This is a genomic window from Bacillus sp. FSL K6-1366, assembly GCF_037976695.1.
Classification (GTDB): domain Bacteria; phylum Bacillota; class Bacilli; order Bacillales; family Bacillaceae; genus Bacillus; species Bacillus subtilis.
In genome coordinates, this window is record NZ_CP150268.1 from 1,054,039 (window position 1) to 1,071,247 (window position 17,209).

Here is a 17,209-nt window from a genome sequence, read left to right on the forward strand (position 1 = left end):
ACCTCTATCGGGCTTCAGTTAGTTGAGAAATCAGCTGCAGCGCTTCCTCTGTTTTTTCAGCGTACACAGGGATAAACGCCGCCATATCGCGATTCAATCGAAAAGAATAGCCGTTCAGCTGTTTTTTCCCTTTTTCGATCTGAACGGCATAGATCGTTTTTTCTCCTGTTTTTTTATTAACAGTTGTATAAGGAGATGTTTTTTTAGGAGGCAATCCGTTTAACGGCTGAAAATTTTCCGGATCATCGTAAGCTTGAAACATGTCTTCAGGCACGATGAAAACATCTCCCTCATGGGCGGTAATTTCAGTCAGCAGTTTTTCCTGAAAAGCTGGAAAGATATCGACCTTCCCGGCATTCTGCTCGGCGGCCTTTTTTATTTTTTCCTGTACGCCAGCCTGCATATCAGAAAAGAGAATGACATGCATTCCGTCCGGCCTGCTTGAGCATGATGCCAAAAAGAGCACTGAGACGATCACACACAAAGCCGTACGTATCTTTTTTGTCATTTCCCGGCTGACCTAAAAAGAGGCTCCAGCTCTGTCATAGCTAAAATAAACGCGCCGGCTCCGTGCAGGTCGTTTGTGCTTCTTTCGCGGCTGACATAATAGTCATAGAAACCGGCTGACGTTCCGACACATATGTCTTTGACGAGAAACGCGCCGTCTTCTGATGTTTCGGTTTTATGCTGAATCAAGCCTTGATACGCTTTTAGCAGTGTTGTTTCGTAAGCTCTGTCTAAATAGCCTTTATTGATTCCCTTCGCAAATGCGTACATGTACAGGCAGGATCCTGAGCTTTCCAGCCAGTTATCAGACCTGTCTCCCTTATCAACGATCTGATACCATAACCCCGTCTCTTTGTCTTGATAGCGGCAGATGCTTTCCATCATGTCCTGCAGCGTGTTTTTCCACCCATGACGGTTTGGATGCTTCTTCGGCAGCTCTTCAATCATGTCAGCAAGAGACATGACGTACCAGCCGATGGAACGTGCCCAAAATTCCGGTGAACAGCCTGTCTCTTCATTGGCCCAAGGCATTTTTTTCGCTTCATCCCAGGCGTGATAAAAGAGTCCGGTTTTTGCATCCTTCGTATGCTTTCTCATCAATGACTCCTGCAGCACGACCTGATCAAACAGCTCCGGCTCCTGCTTCAGATTGGCATATTTCAGTGCGAACGGCCCCCCCATGTATAAGCCGTCAAGCCACATTTGGTATGGATAACCGTCTTTGTGCCAAAAACCGCCCTCAGACGTCCGGTTCAGTGTTCCATATAAACCGCGCAGCCTTTTTGCCGCTTTGGCATACCGTTCATCCTTCGTCTGCTCGTATAATGGAAAAAGAATGAGACCCGCTTGAATGGCGTCCAGTTCATCTCTTCTAAATAATAGATTGCCATAATCATCGATTAAGAGATCTGCATAGGCCTTCGCATACTCAAAATACCGCTTTTCCCCGGTTGCTTCCCACAGCCGCAATACACCGCATAAGAAAACACCCTGGTGGTAGTGCCAGCGGTTTGCAGGAGGCAGCTCCTGGACTGTGTACGTATTCATAATGGTTTTTGCCAATGCCTCCGCGTACGTAAGAGGCGATTTTACAGCGATTGATTGATCCATTGATCCCATCCCTTTCTTAATAAATTCCTTCCTCGCCAAATTTCTTCGCTAAACGATTCGCTAGCATGACCAAAATCAGCCCGACCGCCGCTTTAAATACGCCGACTGCTGTACTGTAGCTGAATTGGCCCTGTTTCAGCCCTGCAGTATAAACATACGTATCAAAAATTTCCGCCACTTCCCTGTTAGTCGCATTTAACAGCAAATACACATGCTCGAAGCCAAGCTCCAGTGTGTCTCCGATTTTCAAAATCAGCAAAACGACGATAACGCTTTTAATGGCGGGCAGCGTAATATGCCACATTTGCCGCAGCCGTCCCGCTCCGTCCATTTTCGCCGCTTCATACAGTTGGGGGTCAACCGCTGTAATGGCCGCCAGATAAATGATCGTCGACCAGCCTGCTTCCCTCCAGATAACCTGCAGAATATACAGGGGCCGGAACCATTCTTCGTTCAGCAGAAAATTGATTTTTTCACCGCCAAAAAACACAATCAGTTCATTAATCAAGCCTCCGTCTACCGTTAAAAGCACAAACGAAAGCGATACAACAATGACCCAAGACATAAAATGCGGGATATAAATCAGCGTCTGAACAAATTTTTTAAAGAGAGCAATCCGCACTTCATTCAATAGAAGCGCCAGCAGTATCGGCACCGGGAAAAATATGGCCAGGTTCAAAGCAAATAACACGAGCGTGTTTTTTAACAAGAGAAAAAATGTAGGCTCAGTAAACAGCCTGATAAAATGCTTCAGCCCCACCCACTCACTGCCCAAAATGCCGAGGAACGGCTGATAATCCTGAAACGCAATCACAATTCCCCACATCGGGACATACTTAAAAAGCAAAAAATAAATACACCCCGGCAAAATCATCAAGTACAAATATTTTTGTTGAATCAGCTTGATTAGTAAGCGCTTTCTTTTTTCTTTTTTAAAAATGACTGTATCAACAGCCGGCGCTTGCGCTTCTGCTGTTTTCATTTTTTCCCAGCCTCCTTTCACGGGTTCTTGCATTCACTGTAGCGCAGTAGGCAAAAGTCCGTCTACAATCATATGATCACATCCTGTTTTATCCCTTTATAATCAAGGGTTCAGCCGGTCCACCTGAAAAAAAGACACCGATATTAGAAAATGATTATTGACAATATCTATCAATCTTTGGATTAATTGTATTAAGGTGAAGTGGATGTTATGAAATGGGGGGTTTTATGAAAAGAAGCCAATACAAGTTTTACTACAAACTGATCACGTTTTTCTGCCTGCTCAGCACCATTCCGGTTATTTTGGTCGGATTGTTTTCGTACGAGCACTCTCAGAAAACGGCTATATCCAACGTTTCAGAGGAAAAATTCGACACACTCCAGCAGACCCAGCAAAGCATCGAGCATATATTGAAAACCGTCGATCACTCTTTAACCCACTATGTGAGTTCGCCGCCTCTCCTTCGCACATTGTCCGAGCCTTTGCACTCAGACCAATTTCAAATCTATAACCAAGTGAACCAAGAGCTCAATTATCTGCAAAGCTTTGATACCGATCTGTCCAACATGACGTTAGTCAGTTATACGAAAAAATGGTACATGAACAATTCCGGTTTGTACCGTTTGAATACAGACACTCTTCATGAAGCAGCCTCAGCGTACACGAAACACAAAGCGAGCCGCTCCTATTGGACGCTTGAGGAAAACAATCATTTGATTTCAACCAAAGAAGGCACAGCAGAAAACTGCCGCTACAATATCAATTTAATTAAGCAGCTTCCTTTGAACAGCACAAATACAAAGGGATTGGCCGCCGCAAGCATCCCGAGCTGTTCGCTTGTCAAAAATATGCCCGGCTATTCAAACGCCAACAACCTGTTTATCATCGATGAAAAAGGCCGCATCATCCTTCATAACAATATGTCTGACATTGGTGAATCTCTTCATAAAGACGGCTTTGTCCAAAAAGTGCTGGCGCAAAACGCCAATAGCGGACAGTTTGAAACAGTTATTGACCGGATTCATTATAAAGTCACCTATCAAAAATCTGACTATAATACATGGACTTATTTTTCTCTCGTTTCCCTGCCTGAGCTAAAAAAAGAAGCCAAATCAATCGGCTGGATCACTTTTGCAGTATGCCTTATTTTGTTAACGCTTTCATTATTGTTCTCTTGGCTGGGCTCCCGCCATTTTTACAAGCCGATCAGGGTGCTTTACGAATCATTCGCAAGACATGGAGCCATACAAGAGAAACAACAGCCTCCTCAAAATGAATTTGAGTTAATTGAACAGAGCTTTAAACAGCTGAAGGACCGAAATGACGACCTTGAGGAAACGATGAAGCAGCAGGCCACTCATCTGCAGCAATATTTTATGGTCAGGCTTATGCTTGGAAAACTGACGGATGAGGAGGTTGATAACCGTTTTGAAAGCCTCGGCTTAAAGCAAAATTGGCGGCACCTTGCCCTGCTTGTGCTCCAAATTGACACACTGAATCATACGCCTTATGAGAAAAAAGATATGGATCTGCTTTTGTTTGCCGTCAACAGCCTGATTGAGCGATGCATCCCGACGGACAAACATCTTGCCCCCGCCGTAGTTGACAAACAGCAGGCGACGATTTTGATCAACCAAAGCGGGACAAAGGAAGAATTCATGGCTGAGCTGAATGAGACTGCAAGGATGATTCAGGAAAAAGCGGAAGCTGAGCTGCAGCTGTCTGTCAGCATCGGCATCAGCCAGCCGTTTGATGTGCTGACAAAGGCGAAAACAGCCTATGCGGAAGGCTCAGAAGCGTTGAAATATCGGCTGAAAGCGGAAAACAAGTCGATCATCTTTTACGAAGACCTTGACCAGAAAAAAACCTTCAAAACCCATTTTCCAAAGCAGCTTCAGCATGAGCTGTTCGATGCTGTCAAAGCAGGAGACAAGGAGAAAGCGGATAAATGCCTGCACGCGATTTTACAAGCCATTTTCACCCAGAACACCAACCCGTATCAATTTCAAATCGCCATCGCCCGTTTTTTGAACCATGTGATTGAGCTGATGCATGTGCTTGGGATCGAATTGTTTGAGCTTGAAGAAAACAAAATGCTGTATGACCAAATTTTTGAGCTGAAAACGTTCGAGGATACCGAAAACTGGCTAAAGAATGAGTTTATTGATCCGATGACAGACAAAGTGAACGCCCGCGCGGATGCCCAGTACAAAAATATTTCCGACAACATCATTCATATCATCCATCATGAGTTTGAATCCGAATTGACACTGGACGAAATCGCACGCAGGCTGCATTACAACCCAAATTATTTAAGCAGTATTTTCAAAAAAGAAATGGGAATTTCATTCAGCGAGTATGTCTCAAGCTACCGACACCATATGGCGAAAAGCTGGCTTGCCGAAACCGACATGGCGGTCAAGGACATTGCCGAAAAGCTGAAATATAAAAACTCCCAAAACTTCATCAGATCATTTAAGAAGCTGGAGGGGATTACACCGGGAAACTACCGCCAGCAAAAAAGAAGCATGTAAAAAACCCAAAACCGCTTGCGCGTTTTGGGTTTTTCCAATGTTATTTTGCTTGTTTAAACGCTTCTTCGTATTCCTGAATAATTTGTTTTCCTCCGCTTGACTCCCATTTTTCCACTTCTTTATCGAACTGGCTTTCTGTGATGTCTCCAATCATATATTTGTAGGTCGCGTCATCAATGATTTTCTTCAGTTCGTCACCCCGTTCCGACTCCGATGCGGAATACAGGCTTTCAGCCGGGTTTGAGACGATAATCTTTTCATTGTCCTCGGTCAGCTCCTCGTACGCCGTCCGAAGCGGATCTCCAGTGTTTTTTAAGTAGGCTTTATCAATGGCAATTAAAGCGGACAGCGGCTGAATATCAGTCTGCCAGTCTTTTACCTGGCTTTCTTTGCGTGTAAACGTTTTGTCCTCACCTTTGTTGTAATGAACGCCGTCAATGCCATAAGTCATCAGGCTATAGACATCTTCTTCGGCAATTCGGTCAAAAAACGCCAAGATCCGTTTAAGCTCAGCTTCCGTTTTCACACTCGTTTTCGGGAAAGCAAACACGCCGTTATGGCCTCCTGATGCCCATACCCGCTCTTTCCCATCTGGGCCTTTTATGCGGTTGATGATCTCGAGCTTCATCGATTTATCAGAGGCATGGTCGCGCAGATTGACCGCATCTACCATATTGCCAATATAAATTCCGGCTTTTCCTTGAGAAAACAGCTCCTGCTGCTGGGTTTTGCTTGTGACGGGAAAATCCTTATTCATATACCCGTTATCACGCAGCTTTTTCATATAGTTCATCGTGTCTTTGTATTCCTGTGTCATGAAATCAGGCGTGAATTTGCCGCCCGATTCCTTCCAATCTGTCGGCATGCCTTCATACGAGCCAATCGTTTTAAACGCGCCGTAAATCAAGTCATTACGGTCTGCCAGCCCGATCGTATCATCTTTCCCATCCTTGTCCGGGTCGTCCTCCGTAAATGCTTTGGCCACTTCATAAAGCTCATCCAACGTTTTCGGGGTTTTCAAATTTAAATTGTCCAGCCAGTCCTTCCGAATGACGATCCCCTGTCTGGAAAGCGGGCGCTCTCTGTATATCCCGTAGAGCTTGCCGTCAATTGTCACATTTTTATTAATGAGTTTGTTCATTTTGTTTAAGTTGGGATAATCCTTGATATAATCGCCGATTTCCCAAAACATTCCTGACCGAAAGGCATTCATGACTGACGAATTTTTAATATCCTGGATGGTCACGATTTGCGGAAGATTCCCGGCTGCAAGCGCTGCATTCAGCCTGTCTTCTTTCACCGCGTCTGGAACCCAGGTGATGTCGAGTTCTGTATTTGTCAGCTTTTCAATTTCTTTAATCGCCCTGTCTTTCGGCGGCTGCTGGTGATACAAAATCGCCATCCAAGACAGCTTTACCTTTGAATCTGGGCCAGCTTTGCCTTCAGCCGAAGACTGATCAGTTCCTTTACAGCCCGCCAGCACTCCGCCGAGTGCCAGTACAAGCACAATCAAAAGCACCCTCCATTTGTTTCCCATCGTACCCCTCCGTTTCATATTTCTTTATCCTTTGACAGATCCCAGCAAAGCTCCTTTTGCAAAATGCTTTTGTATAAACGGATAGACAAGCAGAACAGGGATGGTCGCCACCACTATGACCGCCATTTTAATGGTTTGCTCAGGCGGCGGGCTGCCCGACCCCATTTCAGACATATCCCCCTGCATACCGCTTGATACAATGACGATTTGGCGCAGAAGAACCTGAATCGGCCATTTTGCTGAATCATTTAAGTACAAGATCGCTGTCATATACGTGTTCCAATACGTGACCGCATAAAATAGTGAAATCGTTGCGATCGCAGGAAGAGACAGCGGCAGCACAATTTTAAAGAATATGCCCAGATCATTGCACCCATCAATTTTCGCGGACTCTTCCAGGCTTGATGGGATATTTTGAAAGAAGTTTTTCAGAATGATCAGGTTAAAGGCATTAATGGCTGTCGGCAAAATAAGCGCCCAGTAAGAATCGAGCAATCCAAGCGATTTGACCACAAGGAAAGTCGGAATCATGCCGCCGCTAAACAGCATCGTAAATACGACGAGAAACATGAGCGGCTGCCGGCCGATTAAATCACGGCGGGATAACCCGTAAGCCATCAGTGACGAAAGAAACATGCTGACCGCAGTGCCTATCACTGTCACAAACACAGAAACAAGCAAACTCTTATAAATAATATCTGTTGAAAAAATGTAGCGATAAGCATCTAGCGAAAAAGTGGTCGGTATTAAAATAAATGTTTTCGACACGACTTCTTCTACTGTGGCGAAGGATGCTGCGATGACATGAATGAACGGAAGTACGCATATTAAAGCGAACATCAGCAAGAAACCATAAATCAACATATCAAACAGACGGTTTTTCAGTGAATGTGCGATAGCTCCCACCTCTCTTTGTAAGCGTTATCATATTTTGGAAACCGAGCTCAGCATGTGACGATATCGTGTCTAAAATGTAGCAAATCTGTGATTGCCATGTCTATAATCATTTGAACAGTGTCCCCGGCCGGGCGGGGGCTGCCGCGAATTGAGACCGATAACAAAAGAAAAAGAGCATAATCTTAGAAAATGATTATGCTCCGTTCTCCTCCTCGTTCAGAAGTTCAGCCGTATTGATTTGTGGCGAAAACCCAAGTTCATTCACGGCAGATTCAATGGACCATGGCCGGCCCGGATTATCAGAGACGGCGTAATAAGTGCCGTACCGGATATTGGTCTCAATGGCGGCTTTGAAAATCGACAGCAGATCGGGGTGAGAAAGCAGTGTCTTTTTCGTCCGTTCTTTTTCATGCAGCGTATCCATTTCATCTGTGACGACTGTTCCGATTCGCAGGTTGATTACTGATAGCTTATTTTCCAAATAAAACAAATGGCCGATCTGTTCAGAGGTCAGCTTTAATACACCGTACAAGTTTTTTGACAGCGGATAATCGCTTGTTGTGATTTCCCGTCCTAAGAGCGAGCGCCCGTCTTTTTCGTAGACATCTGTGACATGATTACTGCTGGCGAACACGAGCTTTTGAATGCCGAGCTCCGCTGCCGCACGGCACAGATAATAGCTTGCCCTATAGAAAACATCCGTCATTTTTTCAAACTCAGCGATGTCCATAATATCGTATTTGATTTTAACAGCGAGTAAATTCAAGATGACATCCGTATCTTTTGGAATCTTCTTCAACAGCTCCTCATAATTTGCCGCGTCAGCCTGAATGGAAGAGGCTTTGCCATCGAAATGATCTTTATCAAGCACTGTCACTTCATAGTCTGAAATAAGCCCTTCAGCAAGCAGTCTCCCAATCACACCATTTCCGCCGGCGATCAGCACTTTTTTCACTATGTTCACTCCCCTTTTTTATAGATTGCCCATTTTCGGCGGGGCTGACACTTTTTTGGCACTCACATTCTTAGGCTTATTCAAAAGTCACCGGCAGCTCCTCAAGCGCCCGAAATCCAAAAAGCGGTCGATACCGCCATTCAAAATCCGCGAGCTTAAGGCTGGGCATTCGCTGCAGAAGGGTGTTAATCGCAATTTGCGCTTCTAATCGTGCCAGCGAGGACCCTAAGCAAACATGATGGCCATGCCCGAATGAAAGATGCGGATTAGGACTTCTCGTAATATCGAAGACATCGGGGTTCGTGAATATGCTAGGGTCTCGATTAGCCGCTCCTAACAAAAGATAGACTTGCTCTCCTTGACGGATCGTCACCCCGCAGATGTCAATATCCTCTGACGCAACTCTGGCTGTCATTTGCGTGGGGCTTTCATAGCGTAAACATTCCTCGACTGCGGTACCAATAAGATCTGGATTTTCTCTTAGTTTCAAAAGCTGTTCTGGATGCTCAAGCAGACAAAGGACTGAATTGCTGATGAGATTGACCGTTGTCTCATGTCCGGCGATCGCCAGCAATATGCACGTAGATGCCGCTTCCTCTTCCGTCAGCTTATCCTTTTCTTTCCCCTTCAAGAGCATGCTGATCATATCCTGTTGAGGGTGGCGTTTTCGCTCTTGAATCAGCTCTCTGAAATATGCCATAGCCTGCACAGCCATATGATTGCCCTCTGTTAATGCCTTTCTTGACCGGGTAAAATCAATCGTTTGAATGAGACTCCCAGCCCACTCCTTTAATTGCTCCCTATCTTCCTCCGGTACACCTATAATGTTAGCTATGACAAAGCTTGCTAAAGGAAAAGCAAAGTCCGAAATGACCTCCATCTTTTTTTTACCTTGCACTTGATCAAGCAATTGATGGACAGTTTCAATGATATACGGCTGATAACTCTCTGTCGCTCTCGGCGTAAATGCTCCGCTGGCAAGCGTCCGCAATCGTCTATGATCAGGCTGGTTCTGAAACAGCATCATTTGATTTTGCACATGTGAAAGGTCCTGATATTTGGTTGAGCTCTCAGGCAGCGGGGTGCGGACTTTGAATCTCGCATCTTTCAAAATAGCAGCCGTTTCTTCATATCCTGTGACATACCAGCCCGGATATTTTAAGAAACTCCCTTTATAGATAGGATGAACAGCTCGCAATGTGTCGTAAAAAGAATATGGGTTTTTCAAAAACTCAGAAGATGCAGTTGATGATGCAATTGTCACGTGATTTTCTCCTTTCTGTTCAAAAATAAAAGCAATCGACATCATACCGATTGCTTTTATTGATTCTTTCAGCTTTTCGCACTTAAACTGGCCTTCATTTCTTCGACTGATTCAACTTCAAAGCCTAAATCACTCAGCATTTTATGATCCTCCGTCTCCTCTTGCCCGGCAGTTGTTAAGTAGTCTCCGACAAAAATGGAGTTTGCGGCGTAAAGCCCTAATGGCTGCAATGAGCGGAGATTGACCTCTCTTCCTCCGGAAATGCGAATTTCTTTTGATGGATTGATAAAACGGAACAGCGCCAGCACTTTTAAACAATACAGCGGGTTTAATTCGTTGACGCCTTCTAACGGCGTGCCATCAATTGCATGCAAAAAATTCACCGGAATGGAATCGGCGTCAAGAGCCTTCAAGCTTTTGGCGATGTCAATGACATCCTGTTTCGTCTCCTTCATCCCGATAATGGCGCCTGAACACGGAGACAGCCCCGATTCTTTTGCGATTTCAACCGTATTGACTCTGTCATCGTATGTATGTGAGGTCGTGATGTTTGAATGGTTTCTCTGTGACGTATTCAAATTATGATTATAGCGGTCTACTCCGGCATCTTTGAGACGCTTCGCCTGCTCTGGCTTCAACAGTCCAAGACATGCACAAATCTTCAGTCCATACGTCTCTTTAATTTCCTGAACCGCATCTACGACCTGATCCACTTCTCTGTTAGACGGCCCTCTGCCGCTGGCCACGATACAATATGTGCCGATATTCAGATCGTGCGCCCGCTTCGCGCCTTCAAGCAGCGTTTCCTTATTCACCATCCGGTAAGACTCAATCGGCGCTTTCGAAATCGCAGACTGTGAACAATAGCCGCAGTTTTCCGGGCAGAGCCCAGATTTCGCATTCATAATCATATTGAGCTTTACTTTTTTTCCGTAAAAGTGTTTTCTGATGTGAAAAGCCCCGTGCATTAATAGCAAAATATCTTCATCAGGACAATGTAATATTGAAAGCGCCTCTTCGTCAGTCACTTCTGCTCCAGCCAGCACCCGGTCTGCGAGTTCCATCCATTGATTCATTCTCATACCCCCACTTGATTCATCAGTAATGATAGATTGATATGGTCTTTTACCATATGTAGAACCGTTTCTTTCGTCACGTTGGCAAGCTTTGGCGTAACCCCTAAAATCGGCACACCGCATAAGCGCTCAATCATCTCAGGATTGGTTTTTTCATCTTCATCAGGAGAGTCACTGATTCCATTGATGATAATTCCGGCGATTGGAAGCCCCATGCTTTCTGCATATTTGACAGTTAAAAAGGTATGATTAATGGTTCCAAGGCGAGGACGCGCCACAATAATCATGGGAAGCTGCAACGCTTTTATGACATGACTGACCAAATAGTCCTCTCCCAATGGCACAGAAATACCGCCTGCACCTTCTACGATGAAGCATTCATGTTTTTCTCTAATCCGCCCCCAATGGCTTAAAACCTCTTCCATGGTGACAGTCTTTCCCTCAAGTTTCCCTGCAACGTATGGTGCAAGCGGCGCCTTGAAGGCAAAAGGCGTAATGTCTTCATGAGAAAGACTGGTCTGCGACATATCTTTCAGCAAACTTGTATCACTATCTGGATGATGGCGCGATATCCCGCTTAAAAATGGTTTATACACCCCGACATCTCTATTATGTTCTCGCAATAAAGCGGCGATTCCGCTGGATATAACCGTTTTCCCTACTTCTGTATCAGTTCCCGTCACAAAAAAACCCCTCAAATGATATGCAGCTCCTTTCCGATTGAATGAAATGTTTTCAGCAAATCATCAATATCACCCATACTGTGGTCAGACGTGATTGTAATTCGAATACGGCTTTCACCCGGCGCAACGGTCGGCGGCCGAATGGCAGGAGCATAAATTCCCTTGCCCTGCAGTTTTTCAGCAAATATGACCGTTTTATGGGCATCGCCAATGACTACAGGAATAATCGGTGTGTGATCTCCTTTCACCACATACCCCATATTCATCAGACTGGTTCTGATCATACTGATATAAGAAAATAAAAGCTGTCGTTTTTCCCTGCTGGCTTCAATGATGTTGAAAGCCTCGTGAGCAGCCGCACAGCTGGCTGGCGGAATAGCGGTTTGAAAGATAAATGTTCTGGCATGGTTCAGCAAAAAGTCGATGAGGACCGCTGATCCTGCCGCAAAACCTCCTTCCGCGCCAACAGCTTTGCTTAAGGTGCCGATCACAATGTCGGGACAAACACCAAAGTATTCACTCGTTCCTCGTCCCGAATCGCCTAAAACTCCTGTTGCGTGGGCGTCATCAACGACCACGAAGGCATGATAGCGTTTCGCAAGTGAGATGATCTGATCAAGAGGGGCGATTGTACCATCCATGCTGAATACCCCGTCTGTTACGATAAAACGGCGCTGATAACGCTGTGTTTCATTCAGCTTATTTTCAAGATCATTCATATCAATATGCCGATAAACAACTGTATCAGCCTTAGAAAGTCGGCAGCCGTCGATCATACTTGCATGATTGAGCTGGTCACTTAAAATGACATCTTCCTTTTCTGGCAAGGATGAAAGGACACCGACATTGGCCAAGTAACCGCTCGAAAACAGCAGGGCCGCTTCTGTCCGCTTAAAGCTGGCAATCTTCTTTTCTAGCTTTTCATGCCAGACTGAATTGCCTGTCGTTAAACGTGAACCGCTGCTTCCTGTCCCAAATTGCTGCAATGCTGTTTGGGCTGCATCGATCAAACGTCTATCGCTTGCGAGCCCTAAATAATTGTTTGAGGACCAGACCTTTTGATTTTCGCCATCAATGTTCCTCTCTGGAACCGGTGCCCCATTCATTGACCGCAGGTTACGGTGTACGCCGGCTTCCTTTGCTATGTCTAACCGCTCGTTTAACCAGGAATCAATCTTCAAGGCTCGTAACCTCGTGGATCGCTTGTTTCATAATGGCAACCATTTCCGAGAGCTCTTCAGCTGTGCTGGCAAGAGGAGGAAGAAATGCAATCACGTCCCCAAGCGGTCTTGTCAGCATTCCTAACTCTCTCATTTTTAAGGAAACTTTGTATCCAATCCGCCGATCAGCCGGGTAAGATTCTTTAGTTTCCTTTGATCGTACAAGCTCTGCACCGCACATAAAGCCAAGCTGCCGAATATCCCCAACATGAGGAAGAGCGTGCAGATCTTGAAGAAGAAAATGGAGCTTTTTACTTTTTTCCGCTACTTGTTCCACAATGTTTTCAGATTCAAATAATGCCAGATTTTCAAGCGCAACCGCACAGCCAAGCTGATTGCCTGTATAGGAATGGCCATGGAAAAAGGTTTTTAGGTTTTCATAATCATCATAGAATGCCTTATAGATGTCTTCAGTGGCAAACGTAACGGCAATTGGCAAATAGCCTCCTGTAATGCCTTTACCGGCAGCCATCAGATCAGGCTGGACATTCTCGTGCTCGCACGCAAACATTTTTCCTGTACGGCCAAAGCCTGTAGCGACTTCATCAACGATCATTAAGACATCGTATGTTGTACATAGCTCGCGCACGCCTGCCAAATATCCTTCCGGCATCACGATCATACCGGACGCGCCTTGTACCATTGATTCAATGGAAAGCGCGGCAATTTCCTCATGATGTTCCTCAAGCAGCTGTGCAAGCTCTCGGAGGCACTGATCACGGCACTCATCAGGATCACCGCTTTCAGAACGATACACATAAGGAATCGGGGCCTTGTAACTCTCGAACATCAACGGGCCGTATACGTGGTGAAAAAGCTCAATTGAACCGACACTGACGGCGCCAATCGTATCACCGTGATACCCGTTTTTCATTGCGATGAATTTTTGTTTCTCGGGCTTCCCGATGTTCTTCCAATACTGAAACGCCATTTTTAGGGCTATTTCCATCGCTTCTGCGCCGCTGTCTGAATAAAAGACCCGCGTGAGTTTTTTTGGGCTGATGTCGATTAATGTTTCGGCAAGCTGGGTTGCTGGAACGTTGGTCATGCCCAATAACGTGGAGTGCGCAATTTTTCCGAGCTGTTTTTTTATGGCGTCATCTAGTTCTTTTTTGCGGTGTCCGTGGACATTAAGCCAAACTGATGAAAAACCGTCATAGTATTCCTTGCCATTTATGTCTTTGACTTTGATTCCAGTCCCGCTTTCGATGATTAAGGGGTTTTCATCATAATCTTTCATTTGGGTAAATGGCAGCCAGAGGTGCTTTTTACTTTTTCCTATCAAATCATGAGCCATAATCTTCCTCCCACTCTATTAAAATAGGCTGCCTCTCCAGGTCATGTATGTACGTGTTTACATCATTGGATCCATCAATAAAAAAGACTCGGCAGCCTTCTTCAGTCCCGTATTCTTTCATTGCTGTAATACGCTGATAGCCCATTTTCTTACCCGCAACATAGCCTGTTATGTAATCCGGATCGTCCGACCAGCATAATTCTGCAACGGCTGCCGGGTGCCGGCTTACCTTTGAAGCGAGCGCAAGGGCCTCTTTTATTCTTGAATGAGCTGGCACGTGACTGTGAAGCGCCCATTTTTCAAAATTAGCGTCCGGCCAATCCATTCTGGAGACCCGCACCCCTTTTTCTTTTGTTTGATCCATTCGCTTTCCTGTATGAATATCAAACAACACCGCACCCCTGACATCTGACCATTCAGGGATTTGTTCATATGCTTTTTCAATCACGTCTCGTGAAACGCCTTCTTTTTCCAATAACAATCGGGCAAGCTTTTGTCCTTCTTCCGGGCAGCTCACTTCATTCGTATGCACAGGCAATGGCTGAATGGTTTTTATCGATTCATGTACCTCTTCAAATTGAATTTGCATAAAATCAGGTTTTCCTCTTGAATGGGATAACCCTTTTTCTAATAAAGCATTGACTGTATGCTTCATCTCATGGAAAGGAATAAGCCGTTCTCCGCCGGATATATGCTTTCCGCCGTCTTCATGAGACCCATTCATAGAAGCCCTCATTCTGACACTATAAAAAGTTTCTTCTTGCATCATTTCTCGCCCTTTCACTGATAACTGAAGAACGTGTAGTGCTTCTCCCCTTAATTGTTAACCAATTATATTTTAAGGTTAACAATTAGAATATATTATTCTCTCCTGTTTCTGTCAATAGAAGAAAGCATCGATTTATGGCAGTTGGTTAAAAGGAAACAAAAAGACCGTTTTCACATAAAACGGTCTTTTTGTTTCCTTTTAACAGTCACAGCCACTTTTGCAAAAACCGGACAGCTTCATGCCTCATAACTGCTGTTTCGAAATGTCCCGAAGCAGAACGGACCACTCGGTAGCAATCAGCAGCTCCCTGTCCAGCATAGACAGCTGTCAATTCTTTTTCGATTTTGTCCACGCCCTCAGCCGGCGTTAACCGATCGTGTACACCAACAAGACTAAGGTGCGGGCGCGGCGCGATCAGGCTTTGGATCTCCGATGCGGAAAAATGCTTTGCAAGCGATGGGACGTAATAATAAAAGCCGTGCCTGTCAAGATTCTGTGTTTTGATCAGCACATGATGATCCACCTGGCTGCACAAATCCACACACACCTTAATCCGGTCATCGAGCGCCGCTGTCCACCACGCCATCAAACCTCCCATAGACATGCCGATGGTTCCGATCCTGTCAGGCTGAACATCAGAGCGTGACTGCATATAGTCCAACGCACTTAAACTGTCATAAATCATCATCCCCCACATCACTTTTCCGGTGAGAAGCATTTCTTTAAATATCTCGCTTTCCGCTTTTCCCCGCCGATCTCCAAATCCCCAATGATCAATCGCAAGAACGCCGTATCCGAGTGAAGTAAGCTCATCAGAAAAAGAAGGCGTTTTCAAATAATCCGCTCCCTCAATCAGCTCACTTTTTCCCCTATCATACTGGCCCCCATGCGAATGCTGAAACAATACGGCTGGGCACGGTCCTTCTGTTTTCTTCGGCTTCACAAAATAAGCGGGTACCTTTTCATGTCCATTTAAATCGAGCAGGAGCGTTTCAACAATATTTTCTTCTCTTTCTTCAATACGTAATGTCTCAACACTGATTGGCCTCCGATCAGGCAAATCTCCAAGCAATCGAAACAGTTGCTTTCTTCTTTCGGCTCTCATCCCATCACCCTTCCTTATTCGCTTACTTCACATTTACGAGACAGATCTGGGTTCCCCTTTATTTTTCCAACATAAATCACATCATTTACTAAATATTTAGTAAATATAACGAAATATTCCGAAAACAATTATTGTAACCGCTTACTTTTATATGATAGTATCAATTTATCAAAAACAGATGAGTTAATATTTTACTAAATAGATGAGAGGGATACCCATGGTTCGTATTAAAGATATCGCCTTGAAAGCTAAAGTTTCCAGCGCAACTGTGTCCAGAATTTTAAATGAAGATGAGTCGCTTTCTGTTGCGGGCGAAACGAGACAAAGAGTCATCAACATCGCTGAAGAGCTTGGTTATCAAACCGTTGCCAAACGCCGAAAAGCCCGCGGGCAAAAACAGCGGGCTCAGCCGCTGATCGGTGTGCTGAGCTGTCTGTCCCCTGATCAGGAAAGGCAGGACCCTTATTTTTCTTCCATTCGGAAAGGGATTGAAAAGGAATGCTTTGAACAGGAAATTTTCATTACAAATTCGATTCATCTCGGCTCCTTTCAGGAACATATCTTTCGGGAATTGGATGGTGTCATTGTCATCGGCCGTGTTCATGATGAAGCGGTTAAGCATATCAGCGGGAGGCTGGAGCATGCCGTATTTATCAATCATTCACCAGATCCGCAAGCATACGATTCGATTGGAATCGATTTTGAATCGGCTTCACGCCAGGCGATTGATCACCTTTTCGACTTAGGCTACAAACGGTTAGGCTACATTGGCGGACAAGAAAAAGAGCATACGCTGAAGGACGGCCAAAGCATTCGCAGAACGATTGAAGATAAACGCCTGACCGCTTTTTTGGAGTCAGCCGCCCCCCAGCCTGAGCATGTGCTGATCGGAGAATACAGCATGCGTGAGGGCTATCGCCTGATGAAGAAAGCAATCGATCAAGGCCATCTGCCGGAAGCATTCTTTATTGCCAGCGATTCTATGGCGATCGGCGCATTAAAAGCGCTGCAGGAAGCCGGACTGCAAGTGCCGCGGGATACCGCAATCGTCAGCTTTAACGGCATTGAGGAAGCTGAATTTGCCAGCACGCCTTTAACGACTGTGAAGGTATACACAGAGGAAATGGGCCGGACAGGCGTAAAACTGCTGCTTGACCGTCTCAATGGCCGAACGCTTCCTCACCATGTCACCCTGCCTACAACATTAATCGTAAGACAAAGCTGCGGATGTACAGCAAAGGAGGTGACATAAGCAAAGATTCATCACGATGAT

Annotated in this window: 15 protein-coding genes; 2 read left to right on the plus strand and 13 right to left on the minus strand. The window is 45.2% G+C overall.

All coding sequences use genetic code 11. The features are described from left to right. Positions 1-4: 4 nt before the first annotated feature. The 3 genes from rmgS to rmgP are packed head-to-tail and all read right to left on the minus strand — an operon-like array spanning position 5 to position 2,599. Positions 5-508, minus strand: coding sequence for a rhamnogalaturonan transport/degradation protein RmgS (gene rmgS, locus MHI44_RS05655; protein ID WP_080332618.1), 504 nt, complete (start codon positions 506-508; stop codon positions 5-7). Continuing rightward, on the minus strand, positions 505-1,626 hold the full coding sequence (rmgQ, locus tag MHI44_RS05660; protein WP_128993297.1) for an unsaturated rhamnogalacturonyl hydrolase: 1,122 nt from the start codon (positions 1,624-1,626) through the stop codon (positions 505-507). Before rmgQ ends, rmgS begins: the two co-directional genes overlap by 4 nt. Positions 1,627-1,633: 7 nt before the next feature. Next, positions 1,634-2,599: a polygalacturonan/rhamnogalacturonan ABC transporter permease gene (gene rmgP, locus MHI44_RS05665; RefSeq protein ID WP_029946384.1), complete on the minus strand. Its 966-nt coding sequence runs from the start codon at positions 2,597-2,599 to the stop codon at positions 1,634-1,636. Positions 2,600-2,814: 215 nt separating this feature from the next. On the opposite strand from rmgP, the gene MHI44_RS05670 reads away from it, so the two are divergent. Beyond that, positions 2,815-5,133 carry a helix-turn-helix domain-containing protein gene (locus tag MHI44_RS05670; protein WP_339203088.1) on the plus strand — a complete coding sequence of 773 codons (2,319 nt, stop codon included), beginning with the start codon at positions 2,815-2,817 and terminating at the stop codon, positions 5,131-5,133. Positions 5,134-5,173: 40 nt separating this feature from the next. Here the strand turns inward: MHI44_RS05670 and MHI44_RS05675 are convergent, their stop codons facing one another. The 10 genes from MHI44_RS05675 to MHI44_RS05720 all read right to left on the minus strand — a co-directional run bounded on the left by MHI44_RS05675 (position 5,174) and on the right by MHI44_RS05720 (position 15,936). After that, positions 5,174-6,670 (minus strand): extracellular solute-binding protein, encoded by a 1,497-nt coding sequence (locus tag MHI44_RS05675; RefSeq protein ID WP_044052476.1) that lies wholly within the window; start codon positions 6,668-6,670, stop codon positions 5,174-5,176. A 24-nt stretch (positions 6,671-6,694) separates the two neighbouring features. Next, positions 6,695-7,555, minus strand: a complete 861-nt coding sequence (locus MHI44_RS05680; protein ID WP_015251420.1) for a carbohydrate ABC transporter permease — start codon at positions 7,553-7,555, stop codon at positions 6,695-6,697. Positions 7,556-7,760: 205 nt separating this feature from the next. After that, positions 7,761-8,522: an NAD(P)-dependent oxidoreductase gene (locus MHI44_RS05685; protein ID WP_041351158.1), complete on the minus strand. Its 762-nt coding sequence runs from the start codon at positions 8,520-8,522 to the stop codon at positions 7,761-7,763. A 76-nt stretch (positions 8,523-8,598) separates the two neighbouring features. After that, a complete protein-coding gene (gene bioI, locus MHI44_RS05690) occupies positions 8,599-9,786 on the minus strand; it encodes a biotin biosynthesis cytochrome P450 (RefSeq protein ID WP_327842203.1) in 1,188 nt (395 codons plus the stop codon). A 68-nt stretch (positions 9,787-9,854) separates the two neighbouring features. Beyond that, positions 9,855-10,862 (minus strand): biotin synthase BioB, encoded by a 1,008-nt coding sequence (gene bioB / locus MHI44_RS05695; RefSeq protein ID WP_017695470.1) that lies wholly within the window; start codon positions 10,860-10,862, stop codon positions 9,855-9,857. A 2-nt stretch (positions 10,863-10,864) separates the two neighbouring features. Beyond that, a complete protein-coding gene (bioD, locus tag MHI44_RS05700; protein WP_015251416.1) occupies positions 10,865-11,560 on the minus strand; it encodes a dethiobiotin synthase in 696 nt (231 codons plus the stop codon). Next, the gene (gene bioF / locus MHI44_RS05705; protein ID WP_220396791.1) at positions 11,557-12,726 is read right to left on the minus strand and encodes an 8-amino-7-oxononanoate synthase; all 1,170 of its coding nucleotides are present in this window, start codon (positions 12,724-12,726) and stop codon (positions 11,557-11,559) included. Before bioF ends, bioD begins: the two co-directional genes overlap by 4 nt. Beyond that, positions 12,716-14,062 carry an adenosylmethionine--8-amino-7-oxononanoate transaminase gene (gene bioA / locus MHI44_RS05710; RefSeq protein ID WP_339203093.1) on the minus strand — a complete coding sequence of 449 codons (1,347 nt, stop codon included), beginning with the start codon at positions 14,060-14,062 and terminating at the stop codon, positions 12,716-12,718. The genes bioF and bioA overlap by 11 nt, the downstream gene beginning before the upstream one ends. Then, positions 14,052-14,828: a 6-carboxyhexanoate--CoA ligase gene (bioW, locus tag MHI44_RS05715; RefSeq protein WP_319620143.1), complete on the minus strand. Its 777-nt coding sequence runs from the start codon at positions 14,826-14,828 to the stop codon at positions 14,052-14,054. The genes bioA and bioW overlap by 11 nt, the downstream gene beginning before the upstream one ends. Before the next feature lie 208 nt (positions 14,829-15,036). Continuing rightward, positions 15,037-15,936, minus strand: coding sequence for an alpha/beta hydrolase (locus MHI44_RS05720; RefSeq protein WP_014480608.1), 900 nt, complete (start codon positions 15,934-15,936; stop codon positions 15,037-15,039). A 217-nt stretch (positions 15,937-16,153) separates the two neighbouring features. Here MHI44_RS05720 and MHI44_RS05725 point away from each other — a divergent pair, with 217 nt between their 5' ends. After that, positions 16,154-17,188: a LacI family DNA-binding transcriptional regulator gene (locus MHI44_RS05725; RefSeq protein ID WP_033884841.1), complete on the plus strand. Its 1,035-nt coding sequence runs from the start codon at positions 16,154-16,156 to the stop codon at positions 17,186-17,188. The last annotated feature ends 21 nt before the right edge of the window (positions 17,189-17,209 follow it).